Raw genomic sequence first — 21,411 nt, forward strand, 5'->3', positions numbered from 1 at the left:
CCCTCGAGACGCAAGGAGGCCGCCATGGCGGAGCAGCCCAACCCACGCTTTCGCGGCAAGGTCGCCGTGGTGACGGGCGCCGGCACCGGCATCGGCCTCGCCATCGCGGAGCGCCTGGCGGCGGAGGGGGCGCAGGTGGCGATCGCGGAGATCAACCTGGGCGCGGCGGAACGCGCCGCCGCCGCCATCCGCGCCGCGGGCGGGCTGGCGGAGCCGGTGCCGGTGGACGTCTCCGACGAGGCGCAGGTCGCGCGCATGACGGCGGCGGTGGAGGCCCGCTTCGGCGGCATCGACATCCTGGTCAACAATGCCGGTGTGGTGCTGCACAAGCTGGTGCTGGACACGCCGCTGCCGGACTGGGAGCGGCAGCTCGCCGTGCAGCTCACCGGCCCGTTCCTGGCCTGCAAGCACGTCGCGAAGGGCATGGTGGCACGCGGGCGGGGCGGGCGGATCGTCAACATCTCCTCCCTCTCCGCCGAGATGGGGCGGGTGCGCGGGGCGGCGCACTGCGCCTCAAAGGCGGGGCTGGTGATGCTGACCAAGGTGCTGGCGATGGAGCTGGCGCCGCACGGCATCACGGTGAACGCGGTGGCGCCCGGGCTGATCGAGGTGCCCTCGCAGCGCGACGAGCAGAACATCTCCGCTGCCTATCGCGACAGCTACATCCGCATGATCCCGCTCGGCCGGCTGGGCGAGATGGAGGAAGTAGCGAGCCTCGTCGCCTACCTGGCCTCGGAGGAGGCGCGCTGGATCACCGGGCAGCAGATGCGGGTGGATGGCGGCACCATGGCCGGCCACTACGCGCTGGGCGAGCAGCACGACCACGCGGCGCTGGACGGCCGTGGCTGAGCCTGGGCTGGCCGCGTCGGGGGCCGGCGGGCCGGGCGCCCCGCCGCTCTACCTGGCGGGTGCCCGGCTGATCGACGGCAGCGGCCGGGACCGGGGACACCGGCCGCACGCCCTGCTGGTGGCGGAGGGCCGCATCGCCGCGGTGGCGCCGGAGGCGGAGCTGCCCTGCCCCGCCGGCGCCGTCCGTTGGGACGCGCGCGGGCTGACGGTGATGCCGGGGCTGATCGACTGCCACGACCACCTCGCCAGCCCGGAGGGAAGCTGGGCGCAGCGGGCGCAGGTCTCCCCGACGCTGGCCGTGCTGCAGACGGCGCGCATCCTGGGCGACACGCTGCGCAGCGGCTTCACCACCATCCGCGACGCCGGCGGACTGGATGCGGGGATGAAGGCGGGGGTGGAAGCCGGGCTGATCGCGGGGCCGCGCCTGCGCATCAGCGTCAACCTGCTGTGCCAGACGGGCGGGCACAACGACCACCGGCTGCCGGCCGGGATCGAGCGCGACTTCCCGAAGCTGCCCGGCCTGCCGGACGGCCGCTGCGACGGGCCGGAGGACTGCCGCCGCAAGGTGCGCGAGATGGTCATGGCCGGGGCCGACTGGATCAAGTTCTGCACCACCGGCGGCATCTCCTCGCGCATCGGCGGGCCGCTGGTGCCGCAGTTCGCGCCAGAGGAGGTGCGGGCGATCGTGGACACCGCCCACCGCGCCGGCCTGCCGGCCATGGTGCACGCCTATGGCGGCGAGGGGGTGGAGATGGCGCTGGAGGCGGGGGTGGACAGCCTGGAGCACGGCGCCGCCCTGACCGAGGCGCAGATCGAGCGCATGGTCCGCCAGGGCACCTGGCTGGTGCCGACCTTCGCCGTCTTCCGCGAGGTGCTGGCCATCCGCGCGCGCGATCCGGCACTGCTGCCGGAGCAGGTGCCGGCGCGGGCAGAGGGGCTGCGGCGCCGGCAGGCGGAGAGCTTTCCCAGGGCGCTGGCCGCCGGCGTGCGGATCGCGCTGGGGACCGATCTCGGACCCTTCCGGCACCGGGGCAACGCGGTGGAGTTCGGCCTGATGGTGGAGGCGGGGATGACGCCCATGCAGGCGATCCTGGCGGGCACGCGCGACGCGGCCGCCTGCCTGGGCCTGGGGGATGAGGCGGGACAGTTGCGCCCCGGCTACCGGGCCGACCTGATCGCCGTGGAAGGCGATCCGCTGGAGGAGATCCGGGTGCTGGAAGACGCAGCGCGGCTGCGCCTGGTGCTGAAGGACGGGGCGGCGGCGCTCGACCGCGGCCCGCTCGCCGCGGCCGCCGCCTGAGCGGCCGGCCGTCCCGGGCGGGAGACTTCCACATGCCGGCAAACACGGCGGCGTGGAAGGCTTGGCGGCGGAGAACGCCGCTTGATAGCGTTCGCCGACTGGCTGGGGATCGGAGGAGGACGGGAATGCTGAGGCGTGCCCTGATGGTCGGCGGCCTGCTGGCCGCGCTCGCGCTGCCCGGTGCCGCCTCGGCCCAGGCGCCATCGGTGCTGCAGGTGCCGCAGGTGTCGGAACCGCGGACGCTGAGCCCGAACTTCGCCTCCGACACGGGCGGCTACGGCCCCACCAGCAACGTCTACAGCCACCTCGTCGCGCTGGACTGGGGCATCACGCGCGGCACCGCCGTCTATGGCGACGTCGCGGAATCCTGGGAAACCAGCGCGGACGGGCTGACCGTCACCTTCCGGCTGCGCCCCGACATGCGCTGGCACGACGGCAGGCCCGTGACCGCCGAGGACGTGAAGTTCACCTACGACACCATCATCCGCAAGCGCTACCCGGCCTATGTCGTGCTGCGCTCGGTGAAGGAGATCGAGGCGCCGGACGCGACGACGCTGGTGATCCGGCTGCATGCGCCGGAGACGGGCTTCGTGCCGATGCTCGGGCAGGTCTCCACCTGGACGGCGAAGATCTATCCGAAGCACCTCTGGCAGGACCAGGACGGCTTCGACACCGGCCCCTATGTCAACGCGCCCGTCGGCTCCGGCCCCTTCCGCTTCGTGCGCTGGGAGAAGGGCGGCGCGGTGGAGCTGGAGGCCTTCGCCGACTACCCGCGCGGCCGGCCGGCGGTGGACCGGCTGCTGTTCCGCCACGTCACCGACCCGTCCGTGGCGCGCGCCGAGTTCGACGCCGGGCGCTTCGCCTACCTGCCCTTCGACTACGCGCCGCCGATGGCGGAGGTCGCGGCGCTGCGCCGTGGCCAGGACCCGCGCGTGGTCTTCACCCCCTCGCACTTCACCCGCGACATCCAGCTCAACCTAGCGCGCAAGCCGCTGGACGACATCCGCGTGCGTCAGGCGATCGGGCATGCCATCGACCGCAACGCGATGAACCGGCTGGCCTTCGCCGGCCAGTGGAAGCCGGAGATGCACGCCTCCGTCGCCAGCCAGGGCGAGATGATGAACCGCGAGGCGAGCTTCCCCGCCCCCGACCGCGCCGCGGCCGAGCGGCTGCTGGACGAGGCGGGGCATCCGCGCGGTGCCGGCGGCTGGCGCTTCGCGCTGGCGGTCACGCACCCGGTGCTGGCCGATTGCCGCGCGATGATGGAGGTGCTGGTGCAGCAGCTCCGCCAGGTGGGCATCAACGCGCGCCTCGAGAGCTTCGACCAGGCCACCTGGTTCCGCCGGCAGCAGGAGAAGAACTTCGACATCTCCTGCTACTTCACCCGCTACGGACCCGACCCGGACGCCTATCGCGAGCATTTCGGCACGGAGGGCGGGCGCAACTTCATGTCCTATTCCAACCCGGAGCTGGACACGCTGGCGGCGCGGGCGTCCGGCATGCCGAACGGGCCGGAGCGGCGCGGGCTCTATCACCGCATCCAGGCGATGGTGACGCGCGACCTGCCCTACATCGCGCTGTTCGACGAGCAGAAGACCACGCTGATCCGCAACGGCTGGTCGGGCTTCAACGTGGAGCCGGAGGGCTTCGACCGCTCCCTCACCTGGTTCGGCTTCTACGCCGTGAAGCCGCCCGGGCGCTGAGCCGTGCGGCTCCGCAGGGTCCTGCTGTCGCGGAGCCTGCAGCTCGTCCCCGTGGCGCTGGCGGTGGTGGTGCTGAACTTCCTGCTGATCCACCTCGCCCCCGGCGACGTCTCCATCCTGCTGGCGGGGGAGAACGCCGATCCCGCCTACCTCGCCATGGTGCGGGAGCGCTACGGCCTCGACCGCCCCTTCCTGGAGCAGCTCTGGGTCTATCTCCGCCAGGTGGCGACGGGCGACCTGGGCCTCTCCTTCCGCTCGCGCCAGCCGGTGCTGGGCGAGATCCTGGAGCGCGTGCCGGCCACCCTGCTGCTGGTCGGCACCAGCCTGTTCCTTTCGGTGGTCCTCGGCACGCTGATCGGGGCAGCCATCGCGCGCCGCCCCGGCTCCTGGCTGGACAGCGCGGTCAGCGCCCTCTCCGTGGCGCTCTTCTCCGTGCCCGTCTTCTGGCTGGGGCTGATGCTGATCCTGCTGCTCTCGGTGCAGGTGCCGCTCTTTCCCACCATGGGCATGACGACGCCCGGCGCCACCGCCGGCGGGCTGTCGCGTGCCGCGGACGTGGCCTGGCACCTGGTGCTGCCCGTCCTGTCGCTGATGACCATCTCCGTCGGCCAGTATGTCCGCCTCGCCCGCACGGCGGTCGCCGAGGCCATGACGGAACCCTACGTCGCCACCGCCCGCGCCATCGGCTTCCCGGAACGCGACGTGCTGCTGCGCCACGCCCTGCCCAACGCCGCGCTGCCCATCGTCACCGTGCTCGGCCTCCAGGTCGGGCTGCTGCTGACCGGCGCCGTCCTGACGGAAACCGTCTTCTCCTGGCCCGGCCTGGGCCGGATGCTCTACGACGCCATCCTGGCGCGCGACACGCCCGTCATCCTGGGCACCTTCATCGCCATGTCGGCCACGGTGGCGCTCTCCTCGCTCGCCACCGACCTCGCCTATGCCGCCCTCGACCCGCGGGTGCGGCTGTGAGGCGGGAGCGGCCCAGGCGCCGCCCGGGAGCGCGCCGCCCGCGCGGGCGCCCATGATCGCCGCCCTCCGCCGCCCCGCCGCCGCCATCAGCGCCGCGCTGGTTCTTCTGGCCCTGGCGCTCGCGCTGCTGGCGCCCGTGCTGCCGCTGCCCGACCCGCACGCGATGGACGGCATCCCCTACTCGCCGCCGGGCGAGGAGAGCTGGCTCGGCTTCGACAATTTCGGCCGCGACGTGCTCTCCCGCCTTGTCTGGGGCGCGCGGCTGGCCCTGCTGGTGGCGATCGGCTCGGCGGCGCTGTCGGTGCTGCTCGGCGTCACGCTGGGCGCCCTGGCGGGGTGGTACGGCGGCTGGGTGGACACGCTGCTGGGGCGGCTGTTCGACATCTTCCTGCTGATCCCCTCCTTCTTCCTCGCCCTGCTGGTGGTGGCGCTGTTCGGCTCCGGAACGGGGTGGATCATGGCGGCCATCGCGCTGACCACCTGGCCGCGGCCGGCGCGGATCACCCGGGCGCAGGTGCTGGCGCTGCGCGAGCGCACCTACGTCCAGGCGGCGCGTGCCGCCGGGGCGTCGGATGCGCGCACCCTGCTGCGCCACGTCCTGCCCAACGCGCTGCCGCCCATCGTGACGGACGCCACGCTGCTGATGGGCTCGGCCGTGCTGATCGAGGCGGGACTCTCCTTCCTCGGGCTGGGCGACCAGGATGCCGTCTCCTGGGGGCGGATGATCTTCGAGGGGCAGCGCCACCTGCGCCTCGCGCCCTGGATCTCCGTCTTCCCCGGCCTCGCCCTGCTGTTGCTGGTGGCGGCGCTGAACCTGCTGGGCGATGCGCTGAACCAGTCGCTGAACCCCGCCCTGCGCCGCATGGCCGAGCGCGTCCCGCCCCGCCCGCCGGTCGAGGCCGGCGCCGCCCCGCCGCCCGACCCGGCGGCGCCGCTGCTCTCGGTCCGCGACCTGCGGCTGGAATACCGGCTGGGCGGGACGGCGATCCGCGCGGTGGACGGCGTTTCGCTCGACCTTGCGCGCGGGGAGGCGCTGGGGGTGGTGGGCGAGAGCGGCTGCGGCAAGTCCAGCCTGGGCGCCGCGCTGCTCCAGGTCCTGCCGGCGAATGCCGCGCTCACGGCGGGCGAGGTGCGCTTCGCCGGGCGGCCGCTGCTGCTGGACGGGCGGCCCGTGCGCTTCCGTGGCGTGCCGGCGATGCGGGACGTGCGCTGGAGCCGCCTCTCCGTGGTGTTCCAGGGCGCGATGAACGCGCTGAACCCGGTGCGGACCATCCGGCGGCAGCTGGTGGACGCCTATCGCCTGCACCGCCCCGGCGCCTCGCGCGCCGAGGCTGAGGCCCGCGCGGCGGCGCTGTTCGACGCCATCGGCATCCCCCGCGCGCGGCTCTCCGCCTATCCGCACGAGCTGTCCGGCGGGATGCGGCAGCGCGCGATGATCGCCCTCGCCCTGCTGCTGGAGCCGGAGCTGGTGATCGCCGACGAGCCGACCACGGCGCTCGACGTGATCGTGCAGGACCAGATCCTGGGCGAGCTGGACGCGCTGCGCCGGCGGCTCGGCCTCACGCTGGTGCTGATCTCGCACGACCTGGGCGCGGTGGCGGAGACCTGCGACCGGGTGGCGGTGATGTATGCCGGCGAGATCGTGGAGATCGCCCCCGCCGCCACGGTCTTCGAGGCGCCGGGCCACCCCTATACCCGCGCCCTGGTCGGCGCCCAGCCGTCGCTGCACGGGCCGCGCCGGCGGGTGGACTCCCTGCCCGGCGCCCCCTTCGTCGCGACCGGTCCGGTCGCCGCCTGCCGCTTCGCGGAGCGCTGCCCGATGGCGCGGCCGCTCTGCCGGGAGACGGTGCCGCCGATGGTGCCCCTGGCGCCGGGCCATGCCGCGCGCTGCCACTTCGCCGGGGCGGTGCGGCCGGAACCGGCGCGTGCCCTGGTGCCGGGGGAGGCGGCATGACCGCGCCGCTGCTGGAGGCCCGGGGGCTGCGGAAGTCCTTCGCCGGGCGGGGCGGGATGCTGGCGGCGCTGCTGGGCCGGCCCGCCGCCCCGCTGCGGGCGGTGGACGGGGTGGACCTGACCCTCGCGCGCGGCGAGGTGCTGGCGCTGGTGGGGGAAAGCGGGTCCGGCAAGACCACCACCGGCCGCATCGTGACGCTGCAGGAGCGTCCCGACGGCGGTGCCCTGCGCTTCGGTGGCGAGGATCTGGCGGCCCTGTCCGGCGCCGCGCTGCGGGCGCATCGGCGCCGGGCGCAGATGATCTTCCAGAACCCCTTCGAGGCGCTGGACCCCCGGCACCGCATCGCCGAGGCGGTGGCCGAGCCGCTCGCCATCCACGGCATCGGCACCCGCGCCGAGCGCCGCGCCCGGGCGGAGGCGGTGCTGGAGGAGGTGGAGCTGCGCCCCGCCGCGCGCTTCGCCGGCCGCTTTCCCGCCGACCTCTCGGGCGGGCAGTTGCAGCGCGTGGCCATCGCCCGGGCGCTGGCGCTGCGGCCGGAGCTGATCGTGGCGGATGAGCCGGTCTCGATGCTCGACGTCTCCGTGCGGGCCGGCGTGATGAACATGATGCTGGACCTCTCGGCGCGGCACGGCCTCGCCATCCTGGTCATCACCCACGACCTGGCGGTGGCCCGCTACATGGCCGGGCGGATCGCGGTGATGTACCTCGGCGCCATCGTCGAGGAAGGGCCGGCCGAGGCGCTGATCGCCGCCGCCGCGCATCCCTACACCCGGCTGCTGGTCGCGGCCGTGCCGGAGCATCGCCCGGGCGAGCGCCGCGCCCGGGTGCGGCTGTCGGGCGAGCTGCCCTCCGCCGCCGCGCTGCCCGCGGGCTGCCGCTTCCACCCGCGCTGCCCCGTGGCGCGCGCCGTCTGCCGCACCACCGCCCCGCCCCCCGCCGCCGTCGCACCGGGGCGCTGGGCCGCCTGCCACTTCGCCGCGGAGGTCGCCTCCCAGGGCCTGCCGCGCGCCACCACCGAGGAGATCGCCGCGTGACGGAAAAGTTGGGCGTCGGAGTGATCGGGGCCTTCGCCTGGGCCGACAAGGCGCACCTGCCGGGCTATGCCAACTGCGACCGGGCCGACCTGGTCGCGATCTGCGACCTGCAGGAGGACCGCGCCCGCGCCATGGCGGAGAAGTACGGCGCGCGGAAGGTCTACACCGACCATCGCGCCATGCTGGAGGACCCGGAGGTGCGGATGGTGGACGTCTGCTCCCCCACCCACACCCACCTGCCGCTGAGCCGCGACGTGATCGCCGCCGGCAAGCACGTGCTGTGCGAGAAGCCGCTGGCGACGGAGGCGGAGCCGGCCTTCGACCTCGCCCGCCGCGCCGATGCCGCGGGGGTGCGGACCAAGCTGGGCTTCACCTTCCGCTACTCGCCCGCCATCCGGCAGATCAAGCGCTGGATCCTCGACGGCACGCTGGGCGAGATCCTGCACGTGCACGGCTTCGAGCAGAACTCGCAGTTCCTCGACCCCGACTTCCCGCTGCGCCAAGTGCCGCCGGGCGCGGACTGGAACACGCTGATCCCCTCGGCCATCATCGGCTACGGCTCGCACCTCGTGGATCTGATGCGCTGGCTGGGCGGCGACTTCTCCGCCGTCGCCTCCACCATGCGCAACTTCATCCCCGAGCGCGTGGTGCGCGGCCATGGCGAGGGCCGGCACCGCATCGCGGTGGAGGATGCTGCGGTGGCGATCGTGGAGTTCGCCTCCGGCGCGCACGGGCTGCTGCAATCCTCCTACATCGCGGTCGGCAACTACCCCGGCGTGGAAATCCGCGTCTATGGCACCAAGGGCGCGGCGGTGGCGCGGCTGATCCAGGAGTACGGCGTGGCGGAGACGCTGCACGTCGCCTCGGCCGAGGCGGTGGAGTTCCGCAAGGTCGAGCTGGCGCCGGAGCACTACGCGCCCGGCACCACGGTCAACACCCCCTGGGCGCCGCTCTACTACCGCAACCTGGTGCGGCACTTCGTGGACGAGATCCTCGACGGGACGCCGCCCGAATGCACCTTCTTCGACGGCGCCAAGAGCCAGGAGATCGTGGACGCCATCATCCTCGCCCATGCGGAGCGGCGCTGGGTGACGCTGCCGGGCTGAGGCAGTCCGTCATGGGCATCGGCCAGGACTTCCTCGACCACCACCTGCGCTTCCGGCCGGTGGACGCGACCTTCATGGGCGCGGCCGGGCATGACGACCGGCTGCCGCCCGCGGGCGCCGGCACCGTCGCGGAGGAGCGCCGCGGGCTGGAGGCGCTGGCCGGGCGCCTCGCCACCCTGCCGGGGACGGCCGATCCGGGCGAGCGGATGGACCGGCGCATGGCGGCGGCCGCGATCCGTCTGGCCCTGGCCGAGCTGGAGCGCCGCCCCCGGCTCCACAATCCCGCCTGGTACACGGGCGAGGCGGGCTTCGGCGTCATCGCCCTGCTGCTGCCGGAGAGCGCCGGCCCGCCGGAGGCGGTGACGGCGCGGCTGGAGGCCATCCCGGACTTCCTGGGCGACGGCCTGGCGCGGCTGCAGGGCCTGCCCCTTCCTGGCGGCTGGGTCACGCGGGCCCGGCGTGAGGCGGCGGCGCTGGCGGCCCTGATGACGGAAAGGCTGCCGCGCCACCCGGCATGGCAGGAGGCGTGGGAGGCGCCGGCCGCCCGGGCGGCGGCGGCCTTCGCCCGCTTCGGGGATGCGCTGGAGGGCCGCCCGGATGCCGATCCCGCCTGTGGCGACGCCCATCTCGATCTGATCCTGCGCGCGGTGCACGGCCTGCCCTTCGGCACCGCCGAGGCGATCCGCGACGCCGAGGCCGCCTTCGCCGAGGTGACGGCCGAGCTGGAAGCGCAGGCGGCGCGGCGGAACCCCGGATGCGGCTGGCGCGAGCAGATCGCGGGCGGCACGGTCGCCACGGACCCGCCCTCCGCCTATCAGGTGTGGCACGAGCGGGCGATGCGCGCCGCCGCCGGGCTGGTCACGCCCGCGTCGGAGTACGGCCTCACCTTCCGCCCCATCCCCGCCGCCTTCCGCCTGGCGGCGCCGAGCCTGTACTTCCTGTCGTACCGCTCGCCGCCCGCCTTCCGCCCCGGCCGCGGCAGCATCTATTGGACGGCGGAGGGACAGACGCTGCCGGCCATCCGCTCCACCCATGCGGTGCATCACGGCAGCCTCGGCCATCACACCCAGAACGCCCGCGCCCGTGCCGCCCCCGGCGTGCTGGCGCGGGTGGCGGGGACGGATGCGGCGATGGGGCTGACGCTGCTGGGCGCCGGCACCATGGTCGAGGGCTGGGCCTGCCATGCCCAGGACCTGATGCGGGAGATGCCGGGCTTCCTCCCGCCCGGGGAGGAGCTGCTCCAACTGGCGGCGGAGCGGCGCAACATCGCCTTCGTCCTGGTCGATCTGCGCCTGCACCGCGGCGAGTGGAGCGAGGCGGAGGCGGTGCGCTTCTACACCGAGGAGGCGGGCTTCCCCACCGCGCGCGCGCCGGCCGAGGTGGTGCGCAACACGATATTCCCCGGCAGCCGCGCCATGTACTGGCTGGGCACGCGGGAGATCCGCGCGATGCGACGCCGCTCCCCCCTCGCCGCGCGCGACTTCCATGACCGGCTGCTCGCCCAGGGCCATGTCCCGGTGCGCTGGGCGCACGAAGCCCTGGTGGCGGCCGGGACCTGATGCGGCGCCGCCCGCATCCTGGCCCGGCCGGGCCAGGATGCAGGTGGCCGTGCCCCTTCCCCGCCCTGCCGGCCCACTACAGCCGCGATCCCCCGCCATGGGCCCGCAGGAGGCGTCGCCGCGCGCAGCGGCCCGGCTGACGGCCGAGGCGCGGCGCGCCGGCGGGTGGGGTCAAGCCCCGGCCTCGGGCGCCAGGAGCTGCCGGGCGCGGCGATGGAGCTTGGTCAGAATGCGGTCCAGGGCGGCAAGCTCCTCCGCCGTCAACGCCTGCGCCAGCTCCGCCTGCAGGCCGCAGGCGCGGGGGACGATGCGCTCGTACAGCTCCTTTCCCTGCGGGGAGAGCCGCAGCACATGCGCCCGCAGGTCCTCCGGCTGCGGCTGGCGCAAGACAAGGCCGCGATCGACCAGCCGGATCACCGCGCGGCTGACCTTCACCCGGTCCATCTCCGTCCGCTCGATCACCGTCCGCGTCGGCAGCGGCGGTGCCTCCCCCAGGATCGCCATCACCCGCCATTCGGGGATGCTCAGCCCGAACTCGGCCTCGTAGCGGTCCGCGAAGGCGCGGCTGACGCTCTCCGCCGCGACGGAGATGCGATAGGGCAGGAAGTCCGCCAGGCGCAGGGTGGTGCAATCGCGGCACAGCGGCCGGGCGACGCAGGCGGATTCTTGCGGCATCGAAACCCCCTTGTATCGTCTCATCTGAGATGATATAGCATGGATCATAACATCACGGCTGAAACAATCATCGGCGCCACCGAGGCCGGTCCGCCGCGCGGCGGACCGGTTCAGCCAGGGCCGGCTCAGCCAGGGAAGGAACGGACATGCAGGTGGACTACCAGTCCCTCCGCTTCGACTACCGGCGCTGCCCCGACCAGTCCGCGCCCGAGGCCGTGCACCACCCCGTGATCGTCGTCGGCGCCGGTCCGGTCGGCCTCGCCACCGCCATCGACTTGGCCCAGCACGGGCAGCGGGTGCTGCTGCTGGACGACGACCACGCGCTGTCGCACGGCTCCCGCGCCATCTGCTTCGCCAAGCGGACACTGGAGATCTTCGACCGGCTGGGCTGCGGCGCCCCCATGGTGGAGAAGGGCGTCACCTGGAACCGTGGCCGCGTCTTCCACCGCGACGACCCGGTCTACGAGTTCGACCTGCTCCCCGAGGGCGGCCACCACCGCCCCGCCTTCGTCAACCTGCAGCAGTACTACGTCGAGGGCTTCCTGCTGGACCGCGCCCGGGCCATGCCGGAGATCGAGATCCGCTGGCACAACCGCGTGACGGGCGTGAGCCAGGACGCCGCGGGCGTCGCGCTGACCGTGGAGACCCCCGACGGCGCCTATCGCCTGCTGGCCGACTACCTGGTCGCCGCGGACGGGGCGCGCTCGCCCGTGCGCCGGGCGCTGGGGCTGGAGAGCAAGGGCCGCAGCTTCCGCGACCGCTTCCTGATCGCCGACGTCCGCATGCAGGCTGACTTCCCGGCGGAACGCTGGTTCTGGTTCGACCCGCCCTTCCACCCCAACCAGTCCGTGCTGCTGCACCAGCAGCCGGACGGGGTCTGGCGCATCGACTTCCAGCTCGGCTGGGACGCCGATCCGGAGGCGGAGAAGCAGCCGGACCGGGTGATCCCGCGCGTGCGCGCCCTGCTCGGCCGGGATGCGGCCTTCGAGCTGGAATGGGTCAGCGTCTACACCTTCTCCTGCCTGCGGATGGAGCGCTTCCGCCACGGGCGGGTGCTCTTCGCCGGGGATTCCGCGCACGGCGTCTCTCCCTTCGGCGCGCGTGGGGCCAATAGCGGCGTGCAGGACGCGGAGAACCTCGCCTGGAAGCTGGCCCTGGTGCTGCGCGGCGAGGCGCCGGAGTCCCTGCTCGACAGCTACGACGCCGAACGCGTGGCGGCGGCGGACGAGAACATCCTGAACTCCACCCGCTCCACCGACTTCATCACGCCGAAGAACGAGGCCAGCCGCAGCTTCCGCGACGCCACCCTGTCGCTGGCCCGCGACTGCGCCTTCGCCCGGCGGCTGGTGAACAGCGGCCGGCTGTCGCTGCCCAGCACCTATGCCGCCTCGCCGCTGAGCACCCCCGATGCGGAGCCCTTCGCCGGCCCGATGTGCCCCGGCGCCCCGGCCGCCGACGCGCCGGTGCGGCAGGCGGGGCGCGCGGGCTGGTTCCTCGATGCCGTCGGCGGCGACTTCACCCTGGTCGGCTTCGGCGATGGCGGCGCGGCCAGCCGGGCGCTGCGCGAGGGGATGGCGGCGCTGGGCGACCTGCCCGTGCCGCTGCGCCCCGTCCTGGTGGAGCCGGGCCCGGACGCCTCCGGCGGTGCGCTCGAGGATGCGGAGGGGCTGCTGCGCGCCCGCTACGACGCGGCGCCGGGCACCGTCTACCTGCTGCGCCCGGACCAGCATGTCTGCGCCCGCTGGCGCGGCTTCGACGCCGCCGCCATCCGCGCCGCGCTGCGCCGCGCCACCGGCCGCGGCTGAGGAGACCCGCCATGCCCAACACCCAAGCCCTGAACACCGGGCCGAACATCGCGGCGCCCGACGAGTTCTACGAGGCGCTGCTGGCCATCCACCAGGACCTGACCCCGGAGCAGAGCCGGCTGGTCAATGCCCGGCTGATCCTGCTCCTGTGCAACCAGATCGGCGAGATGGGCGTGCTGCGCGCGGCGCTGGCCAAGGCGCGGGAGGGCATCATGCCCGCCGGCGCCGACCGCACCATCGCCGTCACCGCCTGACCCGAACGAGGAGGAAGACCCGCATGTCCGGCTTCGCCAGCACCAAGGACCTCGCCGAGAAGACGATCTCCTTCGACGAGCTCGCCCCCGGCCTCTACGGCTACACCGCCGAGGGAGACCCCAATTCCGGCGTGGTGGTCGGCGACGACAGCGTGCTGGTGGTGGATGCCCAGGCGACGCCGCGCATGGCCCAGGACGTCATCGCGCGCATCCGCACGGTGACGGACAAGCCGGTGAAGCACGTGGTGCTCAGCCATTACCACGCCGTGCGCGTGCTCGGCGCCTCGGGCTACGAGGGGGCGGAGGTGATCGCCTCCGACGTCACGCGCGACCTGATCGTGGAGCGCGGGCAGCAGGACATGGACAGCGAGATCGGCCGCTTTCCGCGCCTGTTCCGTGGCAAGGAGAGCATCCCCGGCCTCACCTGGCCGGACATCACCTTCCACAGGCGCATGACGCTCTGGCTCGGGAAGCGGGAGGTGCAGATCATCCAGATCGGCCGCTCCCACACCGCCGGCGACACCATCGTCTGGCTGCCGAAGGAGCGCGTGCTGTTCTCCGGCGACTGCGTGGAATACGGCGCCACCCCCTATTGCGGCGACGCGCATTTCGCCGACTGGCCGGGCACGTTGGACGCCATCCGCGCGCTGAAGCCGGTGGCGCTGGTCCCCGGGCGCGGCGCCTCGCTCACCACGCCCGCGCAGATCGAGGAGGGGCTGACCGGCACCGCCGACTTCACCGCCGACCTCTTCGCCATCGCCAGGCGCGGTGTGGCCGAGGGCCGCTCGCTGAAGCAGGTCTATGACGAGGCCATGTCGGCGATGCGCCCGAAATACGGGCACTGGGTCATCTTCGAGCACTGCATGCCCTTCGACGTCTCCCGCGCCTATGACGAGGCGAAGGGCATCGACCATCCGCGCATCTGGACCGCCGAGCGCGACGTCGAGATGTGGCGCGCCCTGGAGCACGGCACGGAGATGAAGTCCGCCGAGTTGGATCACTGAGGAGCAAGGCCATGAACGTCACGCTTCGCCCCGGCCTCGCCGCGGGCACCACCCCGGCGGCGAACGAGACCGCCTACCTGTCCGGCTTCGGCAACGGCTTCGAGACGGAGGCGCTGCCCGGCGCCCTGCCGGTCGGGCGCAACTCGCCGCAGCGCTGCGCCTACGGGCTCTATGCCGAGCAGCTCTCGGGCTCGCCCTTCACCGCGCCGCGCGCCTCCAACGAGCGCTCCTGGCTCTACCGCATCCGTCCCACCGTGGCGCATTGGGGCCGCTTCGAGCGGGTCGATCCCGGCCTGTGGCGCACCGCGCCCTGCGCCGAGGTGGAGCTTCCGCCCGCCCCGCTGCGCTGGGATCCGATCCCGTTGCCCGAGGCGCCGACCTCCTTCCTGGAGGGCATCCGCACCGTGACCACCGCGGGCGATGCGGGGTCCATGGCCGGCCTGGCGGCCTCCATCTATCTCGCCACGCGCTCCATGACCGACGAGGTCTTCTACAACGCGGATGCGGAGATGCTGTTCGTGCCGCAGCAGGGGGCGCTGCGGCTGTGGACGGAGTTCGGCATCATCGACATCGCGCCCGGCGAAATCGCCGTGATCCCGCGCGGCGTGAAGCTGCGGGTGGAGCTGCCGGCCGGTCCGGCGCGCGGCTACCTGTGCGAGAACTACGGCGGCGCCTTCACCCTGCCGGAGCGCGGCCCGATCGGCGCCAACTGCCTGGCCAACCCGCGCGACTTCCTCACCCCCGTCGCGGCCTATGAGGACCGCGACGCGCCGACGCAACTGACGGTGAAGTGGGGCGGCGCGCTGTGGCGGACGGAGCTGCCGCATTCGCCGCTCGACGTGGTGGCGTGGCACGGCAACTACGCGCCCTACAAGTACGACCTGCGCCGCTACTCCCCGGTCGGGCCGGTGCTGTTCGACCATGCCGACCCCTCGATCTTCACCGTGCTCACCTCGCCCTCCGAGACGCCAGGCACGGCCAACATCGATTTCGTCATCTTCCCGGAGCGCTGGATGGTGGCGGAGAACACCTTCCGCCCGCCCTGGTACCACATGAACGTCATGAGCGAGTTCATGGGGCTGATCGAGGGCGTCTACGACGCCAAGACCGGCGGCGGCTTCGTGCCCGGCGGCTTCTCCCTGCACAACACCATGCTGCCGCACGGCCCGGACATGGCCGCCTTCGAGGCGGCGAGCGCGGTGGAGCTGAAGCCGCACAAGCTGGAGAACACGCTCGCCTTCATGTTCGAGACGCGCTTCCCGCAGAAGGTGACCCGCTTCGCCGCCGAGGCGCCGCAGCTCCAGCAGGCCTATGGCGATTACGGGCTCGGCCTGCACAGGCATTTCGATCCGAAGCGCGCGTGATGACGACGCCCGACGCCACGCACGACCCGTCGCGCCGCTCCTGGGTGGCCTCCGCGAACGGCCACCCGGACTTCCCGATCCAGAACCTGCCGCTGGGCGTCTTCTCGCCGCCCGGCGGCACGCCCCGCGGGGGCGTCGCGATCGGCGATGCCATCCTCGACCTGCCCGCCGCCGCCGCGCTGCTCGACGGCGCGGCACGGGAGGCGGCGGAGCTGGCGGCCGCCCCGGCGCTGAACGACCTGCTCGCCCTCGGCGCCGGGCCGCGCCAAGCGTTGCGCGCGCAGCTCTCCGCCCTGCTGGCGGAGGGGAGCCCGCACCGCGCGGCGCTGGAGCCGCTGCTGCACCGGGCGGCGGACTGCACGATGCACCTGCCCACGCGGATCGGCGACTACACCGACTTTTACGTGGGCATCCACCACGCCACCAATGTCGGCAAGGTGTTCCGCCCGGACAACCCGCTCCTGCCGAACTACAAGCACGTCCCCATCGGCTATCACGGCCGCGCCTCCTCGGTGCGTGTCTCCGGCACGCCGGTCCGGCGGCCGAGAGGCCAGCTCAAGGGGCCGGAGGACGCGGCGCCGCGCCACGCGCCCTGCGAGCGGCTGGACTACGAGCTGGAGCTGGCGGTCTGGATCGGACCGGGCAACCCGCTGGGCGAGCCCATCCCGGTCGGCGAGGCGGCGGCGCACGTCGCCGGCTACGGCCTGCTGAACGACTGGTCGGCGCGCGACATCCAGGCCTGGGAGTACCAGCCGCTCGGCCCCTTCCTGGCGAAGAACTTCGGCTCCACCGTCAGCCCCTGGATCGTCACGCCGGAGGCGCTGGCTCCCTTCCGCATCCCCCAGCCGGCGCGGCCGGAGGGCGATCCCGCCCCCCTGCCCTATCTGCTCGACGCGGCGGACCAGCGGCAGGGCGGCTTCGACCTGGCGCTGGAGGTGTCGATCCTGACGCCGGCCATGCGCGCGGCGGGCATGGCGCCGCACCGGCTCGCCCTGTCCAACGCGCGGCACATGTACTGGACGGTGGCGCAGATGGTGACGCACCACGCCTCCAACGGCTGCGACCTGAACCCGGGCGACCTGCTCGGCTCCGGCACGATCTCCGCGCCGGAGCGGGAGGGCTGCGGCTCCCTGCTGGAGACGACGCGGGGCGGACGCGAGCCGGTGGCGCTGCCCTCCGGCGAGACGCGGCGCTTCCTGGAGGATGGGGACGAGGTGATCCTCACCGCCCGTGCCACGCGCGCGGGCGCCGTTCCCATCGGCTTCGGCGCGTGCCGCGCCGCCATCCTGCCCGCCGCCTGATCCCTGGCCCGCGCTTCCCTCGCGGGTCGTCCTGATCTTCCATGCACCGACAGGGCCGCCGGAACGAGCGGCCCGGGAGGAGAATCCGAGATGACCGACGTCGCGCTCCGTCGCCGCTCCCTGCTCGCCACCGCCGCGGCCCTCGGCCTGCCGTCCGGCCTGCTCCTGGACCGTGCCGCCTCGGCCGCCGCCTATCCGGACCGCACTATCCGCTGGATCGTCGCCTATGCGGCCGGCGGCGGCACCGACACCCTGGCCCGGCTGGTGGGCGCGGAGCTGTCGCGGCGGCTGAAGCAGCCGATCGTCGTCGAGAACCGCCCCGGCGCCGCGACCAACATCGGCGCCGAGGCCGCCGCCAAGGCCGCGCCCGACGGCTACACCATCTTCAGCGCGGACAACGGCACGCTGGTCTTCAACACCGGCCTGTTCCAGCGCCTGCCCTACGAGCCGGAGCGCGACTTCCGCCCGATCGGCCTGCTGGCGCGCTTCCCGCTCTTCCTCGCCGTCGCGCCGAACTTCCCGGCGCAGAGCGCGCGCGAGCTGATCGAGCGGGCCAAGGCCGCGCCGGGGACGATCGACATGGCCTCGCCCGGCATCGGCTCGCCGCACCACCTCGCCATGGAGCGCCTGTCGCGCGAGGCGGGGCTGCGCTTCAGCCACGTCCCCTATCGCGGCGCGGCACCGGCGCTGAACGACATGCTGGCCGGCACCGTTCCCGCCATGGTGATCGACTACCCCTCGGGCGCCGAGTACCTGCGCACCGGCCGCATCCGCGCCCTGGCCGTGCTGTCGAAGACCCGGCTGGAGGATCTGCCCGACGTGCCCACCGTGCAGGAGGCGTTCGGCCTGCAGGGCTTCGAGGCCTATGCCTGGCAGGGCGTGGTGGCGCCGAAGGCCGTGCCCGACGACGTCGCGGCCGTGCTGACGCGCGAGCTGGGCGCCACGATGCAGGAGCCGGCGATCCGCAGGCGGCTGGCCGAGATCGGGCTGGAGCCGCTGACCGGTGGCCCGGCCGAGTTCCAGGCCCTGCTGGCGGCGGAGCGCGCCACCTGGCTGCCGCTGATCCGCGACCTGGGCATCAAGCTCGACTGAGCGGAGGCCGGACAGGATGCGCCTGCACGGCTACTTCCGCTCCTCCGCCGCCTGGCGCGTGCGGATCGCGCTGAACCTCAAGGGGCTGGCGGCGGACCAGGTCTCCCATCACCTGCGCCATGGCGGCCAGCGCGACCCGGCCTATCTGCGGCTGAACCCGCAGGGGCTGGTACCGGCCCTGGAGACGGGGTCCGGGGCGGTGCTGACCCAGTCCCTCGCCATCTGTGAGTGGCTGGAGGAGGTCCACCCCGCGCCGCCGCTGCTGCCGGGGTCGCCGGAGCAGCGGGCACGCATCCGCGCCTTCGCCCTGGCCATCGCCTGCGACATCCACCCGGTGCAGAACCTGAAGGTCCTGACCCGGCTGCGCGCGCTGGGGCTGGGGAAGGAACAGGTGCAGGGCTGGGCCCGCCAGACCATCGAGGAGGGGCTGGCCGCCTGCGAGGCGCTGCTCGACGGCCAGCCCGGCCCCTTCTGCTTCGGCGACACCCCGACACTCGCCGATCTCTGCCTGGTGCCGCAGCTCGGCAATGCCCGGCGCTTCGGGGCCGACCTGTCGCCCGTTCCGCGCCTCCGCGCGGCCGAGGCGGCCTGCGCCGCCCTGCCCGCCTTCCAGGCCGCCGTGCCGGAGCTTCAGGAGGATGCGGAGCAGGGCGACGCGACCCGGTGACGCGGTCCGCCGGATCAGCCGACGGGGCTGAACCGGCCGCACGGGCCGGGGCCTGGACCACCGTTCCGCCCTGATGGCCGAACGCGGCCATGGGGAAGGCTTGTGGCCGTAGGCCGATCGGGCCGGCTGGTGTAGAGGCGGGGGCCATGACAGGCCTCCGCCGCCCGTTGACGGCCGGGGCCCGGCACGGCCACGGCGCCCCTCCCTCCGTATCGATCAGGATCACGATGCTTCCCACTGACAGGCCCCCGCTGCTGGCCACGCACAGCGGCACCTTCCATGCGGATGACTGCCTGGCCTATGTGATCCTGACCGGTGCGCTCGATCTGGGGGCGGAGGGCAGCGGCCATGCGCTGGTCCGGACCCGGGACCACGCGATCCTGAAGACGGCGGACATCGTGTGGGACGTGGGCGCCAGCGCCGATGCGGCCGCATGGCGCTTCGATCACCACCAGGCCGGCGCCCCCACGGCCCCGAACGGCGCACCGCTGAGCTCCGCCGGGCTGGTGTGGCGTGCCGTCGAGCCCGCCAGCGGCCAGTCCCTCGGCCATCGCTACGTGCGCGGCGTTCTCGCGAAGTCGGGCTTCCCGGCCGTCACCGAGGAGACGGTGGCGCGCATCGCGGAGGCCATCCAGGCCAAGGTGGTGCGTCATGTCGACCTCGTGGACAACGGGATCGAGCGCGCCGGCCCCACCGACCTGTGTTCCCTGGTCGATGCGTTCAACGGCGCCTGGGATTCGCCGAGCCAGTCGGACCCCGCGGCCTTCGAGGCCGAGCAGCGCCAGCGTTTCCTCGAGGCCAGCCACTGGGTCGCAGGCGCCGTGGAACGCCAGATCGAGAAGGAGCGCGGATCGGCCTTCTCCTACGAGGCGGTGGCGCGCGCCTGGGAGGACTGCAAGGCGGGCCGGAGCGGAATCCATCCCGACCTGCTGGAGCTGCCGCGGGGCATGCCCTGGCAGCGACCGGCCTTCGAACTGGCGATGCCCATCCTCTACGTGATGAGCCCGGAGGCGGATGGCCGATGGAAGGTGCAGGCGATGCCGGCGGAGAAGGGCAGCTTCGTCAACCGCCTCGACATGCCGGCAGCCTGGCGCGGCCTGCAGGACGCCGAGCTGGAGAAGGCCTGCGGCATCGCCGGGGCGATGTTCGTCCATCGCGGCGGGCATCTCGCCATCGCCTCCAGCCGGGAAGCGGCGCTCGCCCTGGCACGCGCCTGCCTGGCCAACAAGCTCTCACCGGCCGAGGCCCTCCGGAAAGCCTGGGGGCGATAGGCGCCGCCGGGCAGGCCCCGAGCCTGTCGACGCCTCGTGCGGGCTTGGTTCCGGCGGCCGGGGGCCTGCTCCGATCCTCGGCGGACGCTCCGCGCTATGCCGGGCGGGTGCGCAGCCGCCCCTCATAGTCGCGCTTGCCGATCGGCACGCCCCGCGAGCGCAGGATGTCGTAGGCGGTGACGGCATGGAAATGGACGTTGGGCAGCGAAAACGAGAGGATCAGGGTCTCCGACGTGAAGGCTAGGCGCCGCGGGCCGATCTGAAGGTCCAGGTCGCGGGCCGCCCAGCCGTTGACCTCGTCGGGGGTGTACGCCTCCAGCGCCGCTGCCGCCCTGCCCATCATGGCCTGCAGCTCCGCGAAGGGGACCGGCCCGACCAGGCCGGGCGGCTCGAATACGCCTGTCCTCGCGGCCTCCAGCCCCCACACGGCATGGTGCCAGGCCGCTTCGATCTGGAAGTGGAAGGGTGCCATGTCGTCGTAGAGCCGGGCCCCGACGAATTCATCCGGGTCGGCGCCCGTCTCGGCGCAGTGCCTGCTCGCGCGGTCGAGGAAGCCCGCAACGGCGCGCACGGTCTGCAGGAAGGTCGGCACGCTGAGTTCGTAGAATGACGTCGCCATCGGACCCTCCCGGACAAGGGCGCTCCTTGTGGCCGGGAATCGTGGCGCCGGCCCACCTTGCCGTATGCCCGCCTTCCACTTGGAGCGGGCTCGTCCCGCGCCGCCCGGCCGTCCCCTACCCCACCCGCAGCAGCGCCGGCCCATGCCGCCGCAGCCAGTCCTGCGCCGCCTCCCGATGGGGCGTCCGGCTCGCCACCAGCGTCCAGAACCGCGCGGAATGGTTCAGCTCCCGCAGGTGCGCGACCTCATGCGCCACCACGTAGTCCAGCACCCAGCCCGGGGCCATCACCAGCCGCCAGGAGAAAGCGAGCGTCCCGTCCGGGGCGCAGGATCCCCAGCGGCTGCGGGTGTCCTTCAGCCGGATCGGGCCGGGCTTCACCCCCAGCGCCGCGGCGTGCCCGGCCGACAGGGCCAGGATGCGCCGCCGCGCCTCGGCGCGCAGGAAGTCGGCCACCCGGCGCGGCAGGAAGGCCGCCTCGCCGGAGACGACGATCTCGTTTCCCGACAGGAAGACCCCCGCCCGCGCCACCGGGTCGTGGCGGATCACATGCGGCGTCCCGCCCAGCGGCACGCCCGCCCCGTCGGCGAAGGGGATGACGGGGGACAGGGACTCCAGCCGCTCCATCACCCAGGCGGCATGGGTGGCCAGCAGGGTCATGCCCTGGCGGCGGCTGCCACGGGGCGGCAGGGTCACCACCACCTCCCCGGCGCGCGGGTCGATGCGCAGGCTGACGCGCCGCGCGCGGGCGGAGCGCTGCCAGCGCACCGGGCAGTCCACGGGACCCGCGGCGGGGCCGACCCGCAAGGGCACGCTCTCGGTCAGCGGGTGTTCCATGCGGTGCAGCATGGCCCGGCGCCGGGCCGGCGGTCCATGACTTGACAGGG

The 21,411-nt window shown here is 73.6% G+C and carries 19 protein-coding genes; 16 read left to right on the forward strand and 3 right to left on the reverse strand.

The features are described 5' to 3' along the window. Positions 1 to 24 precede the first annotated feature (24 nt). The 8 genes from LPC08_RS14450 (at position 25) to LPC08_RS14485 (ending at position 10,474) form a co-directional block, all read left to right on the forward strand. Entirely contained in the window at positions 25 to 849 is an 825-nt protein-coding gene (locus tag LPC08_RS14450) for an SDR family NAD(P)-dependent oxidoreductase (protein WP_230448946.1), read from the forward strand. Next, on the forward strand, positions 842 to 2,149 hold the full coding sequence (locus LPC08_RS14455) for a metal-dependent hydrolase family protein (RefSeq protein WP_230448947.1): 1,308 nt from the start codon (positions 842 to 844) through the stop codon (positions 2,147 to 2,149). The genes LPC08_RS14450 and LPC08_RS14455 overlap by 8 nt, the downstream gene beginning before the upstream one ends. A gap of 125 nt (positions 2,150 to 2,274) precedes the next feature. Then, positions 2,275 to 3,852 carry an ABC transporter substrate-binding protein gene (locus tag LPC08_RS14460; RefSeq protein WP_230448948.1) on the forward strand — a complete coding sequence of 526 codons (1,578 nt, stop codon included), beginning with the start codon at positions 2,275 to 2,277 and terminating at the stop codon, positions 3,850 to 3,852. Positions 3,853 to 3,855: 3 nt separating this feature from the next. Then, positions 3,856 to 4,821: an ABC transporter permease gene (locus LPC08_RS14465; RefSeq protein ID WP_230448949.1), complete on the forward strand. Its 966-nt coding sequence runs from the start codon at positions 3,856 to 3,858 to the stop codon at positions 4,819 to 4,821. 52 nt (positions 4,822 to 4,873) lie between these two features. Next, a complete protein-coding gene (locus tag LPC08_RS14470; protein ID WP_230448950.1) occupies positions 4,874 to 6,775 on the forward strand; it encodes a dipeptide/oligopeptide/nickel ABC transporter permease/ATP-binding protein in 1,902 nt (633 codons plus the stop codon). Continuing rightward, the gene (locus LPC08_RS14475; RefSeq protein ID WP_230448951.1) at positions 6,772 to 7,809 is read left to right on the forward strand and encodes an oligopeptide/dipeptide ABC transporter ATP-binding protein; all 1,038 of its coding nucleotides are present in this window, start codon (positions 6,772 to 6,774) and stop codon (positions 7,807 to 7,809) included. Before LPC08_RS14470 ends, LPC08_RS14475 begins: the two co-directional genes overlap by 4 nt. Next, positions 7,806 to 8,915, forward strand: coding sequence for a Gfo/Idh/MocA family protein (locus LPC08_RS14480; protein ID WP_230448952.1), 1,110 nt, complete (start codon positions 7,806 to 7,808; stop codon positions 8,913 to 8,915). Before LPC08_RS14475 ends, LPC08_RS14480 begins: the two co-directional genes overlap by 4 nt. An 11-nt stretch (positions 8,916 to 8,926) precedes the next feature. Beyond that, positions 8,927 to 10,474 carry a DUF885 family protein gene (locus LPC08_RS14485; protein WP_230448953.1) on the forward strand — a complete coding sequence of 516 codons (1,548 nt, stop codon included), beginning with the start codon at positions 8,927 to 8,929 and terminating at the stop codon, positions 10,472 to 10,474. A gap of 171 nt (positions 10,475 to 10,645) precedes the next feature. Here the strand turns inward: LPC08_RS14485 and LPC08_RS14490 are convergent, their stop codons facing one another. Continuing rightward, positions 10,646 to 11,149 carry a MarR family winged helix-turn-helix transcriptional regulator gene (locus LPC08_RS14490; RefSeq protein WP_230448954.1) on the reverse strand — a complete coding sequence of 168 codons (504 nt, stop codon included), beginning with the start codon at positions 11,147 to 11,149 and terminating at the stop codon, positions 10,646 to 10,648. Positions 11,150 to 11,295: 146 nt separating this feature from the next. Here LPC08_RS14490 and LPC08_RS14495 point away from each other — a divergent pair, with 146 nt between their 5' ends. From LPC08_RS14495 to LPC08_RS14530, 8 genes are all read left to right on the forward strand, one after another. Beyond that, complete coding sequence (locus LPC08_RS14495) at positions 11,296 to 12,954, forward strand: FAD-dependent oxidoreductase (protein WP_230448955.1); 1,659 nt, start codon at positions 11,296 to 11,298, stop codon at positions 12,952 to 12,954. Positions 12,955 to 12,965: 11 nt separating this feature from the next. Further along, positions 12,966 to 13,208, forward strand: coding sequence for a DUF2783 domain-containing protein (locus LPC08_RS14500; protein ID WP_230448956.1), 243 nt, complete (start codon positions 12,966 to 12,968; stop codon positions 13,206 to 13,208). Between the two features lie 23 nt (positions 13,209 to 13,231). After that, a complete protein-coding gene (locus LPC08_RS14505; protein WP_230448957.1) occupies positions 13,232 to 14,212 on the forward strand; it encodes an MBL fold metallo-hydrolase in 981 nt (326 codons plus the stop codon). 11 nt (positions 14,213 to 14,223) lie between these two features. Then, on the forward strand, positions 14,224 to 15,576 hold the full coding sequence (hmgA, locus tag LPC08_RS14510; RefSeq protein ID WP_230448958.1) for a homogentisate 1,2-dioxygenase: 1,353 nt from the start codon (positions 14,224 to 14,226) through the stop codon (positions 15,574 to 15,576). Continuing rightward, on the forward strand, positions 15,576 to 16,877 hold the full coding sequence (fahA, locus tag LPC08_RS14515; RefSeq protein ID WP_230448959.1) for a fumarylacetoacetase: 1,302 nt from the start codon (positions 15,576 to 15,578) through the stop codon (positions 16,875 to 16,877). The genes hmgA and fahA overlap by 1 nt, the downstream gene beginning before the upstream one ends. Positions 16,878 to 16,967: 90 nt before the next feature. Then, positions 16,968 to 17,969 (forward strand): Bug family tripartite tricarboxylate transporter substrate binding protein, encoded by a 1,002-nt coding sequence (locus tag LPC08_RS14520; RefSeq protein ID WP_230448960.1) that lies wholly within the window; start codon positions 16,968 to 16,970, stop codon positions 17,967 to 17,969. Positions 17,970 to 17,985: 16 nt separating this feature from the next. Further along, positions 17,986 to 18,636, forward strand: coding sequence for a maleylacetoacetate isomerase (gene maiA / locus LPC08_RS14525; RefSeq protein WP_230448961.1), 651 nt, complete (start codon positions 17,986 to 17,988; stop codon positions 18,634 to 18,636). A 227-nt stretch (positions 18,637 to 18,863) separates the two neighbouring features. Further along, positions 18,864 to 19,907, forward strand: coding sequence for an MYG1 family protein (locus LPC08_RS14530; protein WP_230448962.1), 1,044 nt, complete (start codon positions 18,864 to 18,866; stop codon positions 19,905 to 19,907). A gap of 94 nt (positions 19,908 to 20,001) precedes the next feature. On the opposite strand, the gene LPC08_RS14535 is transcribed toward LPC08_RS14530, so the two are convergent. Continuing rightward, positions 20,002 to 20,526 (reverse strand): DUF1993 domain-containing protein, encoded by a 525-nt coding sequence (locus LPC08_RS14535; protein WP_230448963.1) that lies wholly within the window; start codon positions 20,524 to 20,526, stop codon positions 20,002 to 20,004. A gap of 115 nt (positions 20,527 to 20,641) precedes the next feature. After that, complete coding sequence (locus LPC08_RS14540; RefSeq protein ID WP_230448964.1) at positions 20,642 to 21,373, reverse strand: M48 family metallopeptidase; 732 nt, start codon at positions 21,371 to 21,373, stop codon at positions 20,642 to 20,644. Positions 21,374 to 21,411: the final 38 nt, after the last annotated feature.

This window comes from Roseomonas sp. OT10, assembly GCF_020991085.1.
Classification (GTDB): domain Bacteria; phylum Pseudomonadota; class Alphaproteobacteria; order Acetobacterales; family Acetobacteraceae; genus Roseomonas; species Roseomonas cutis.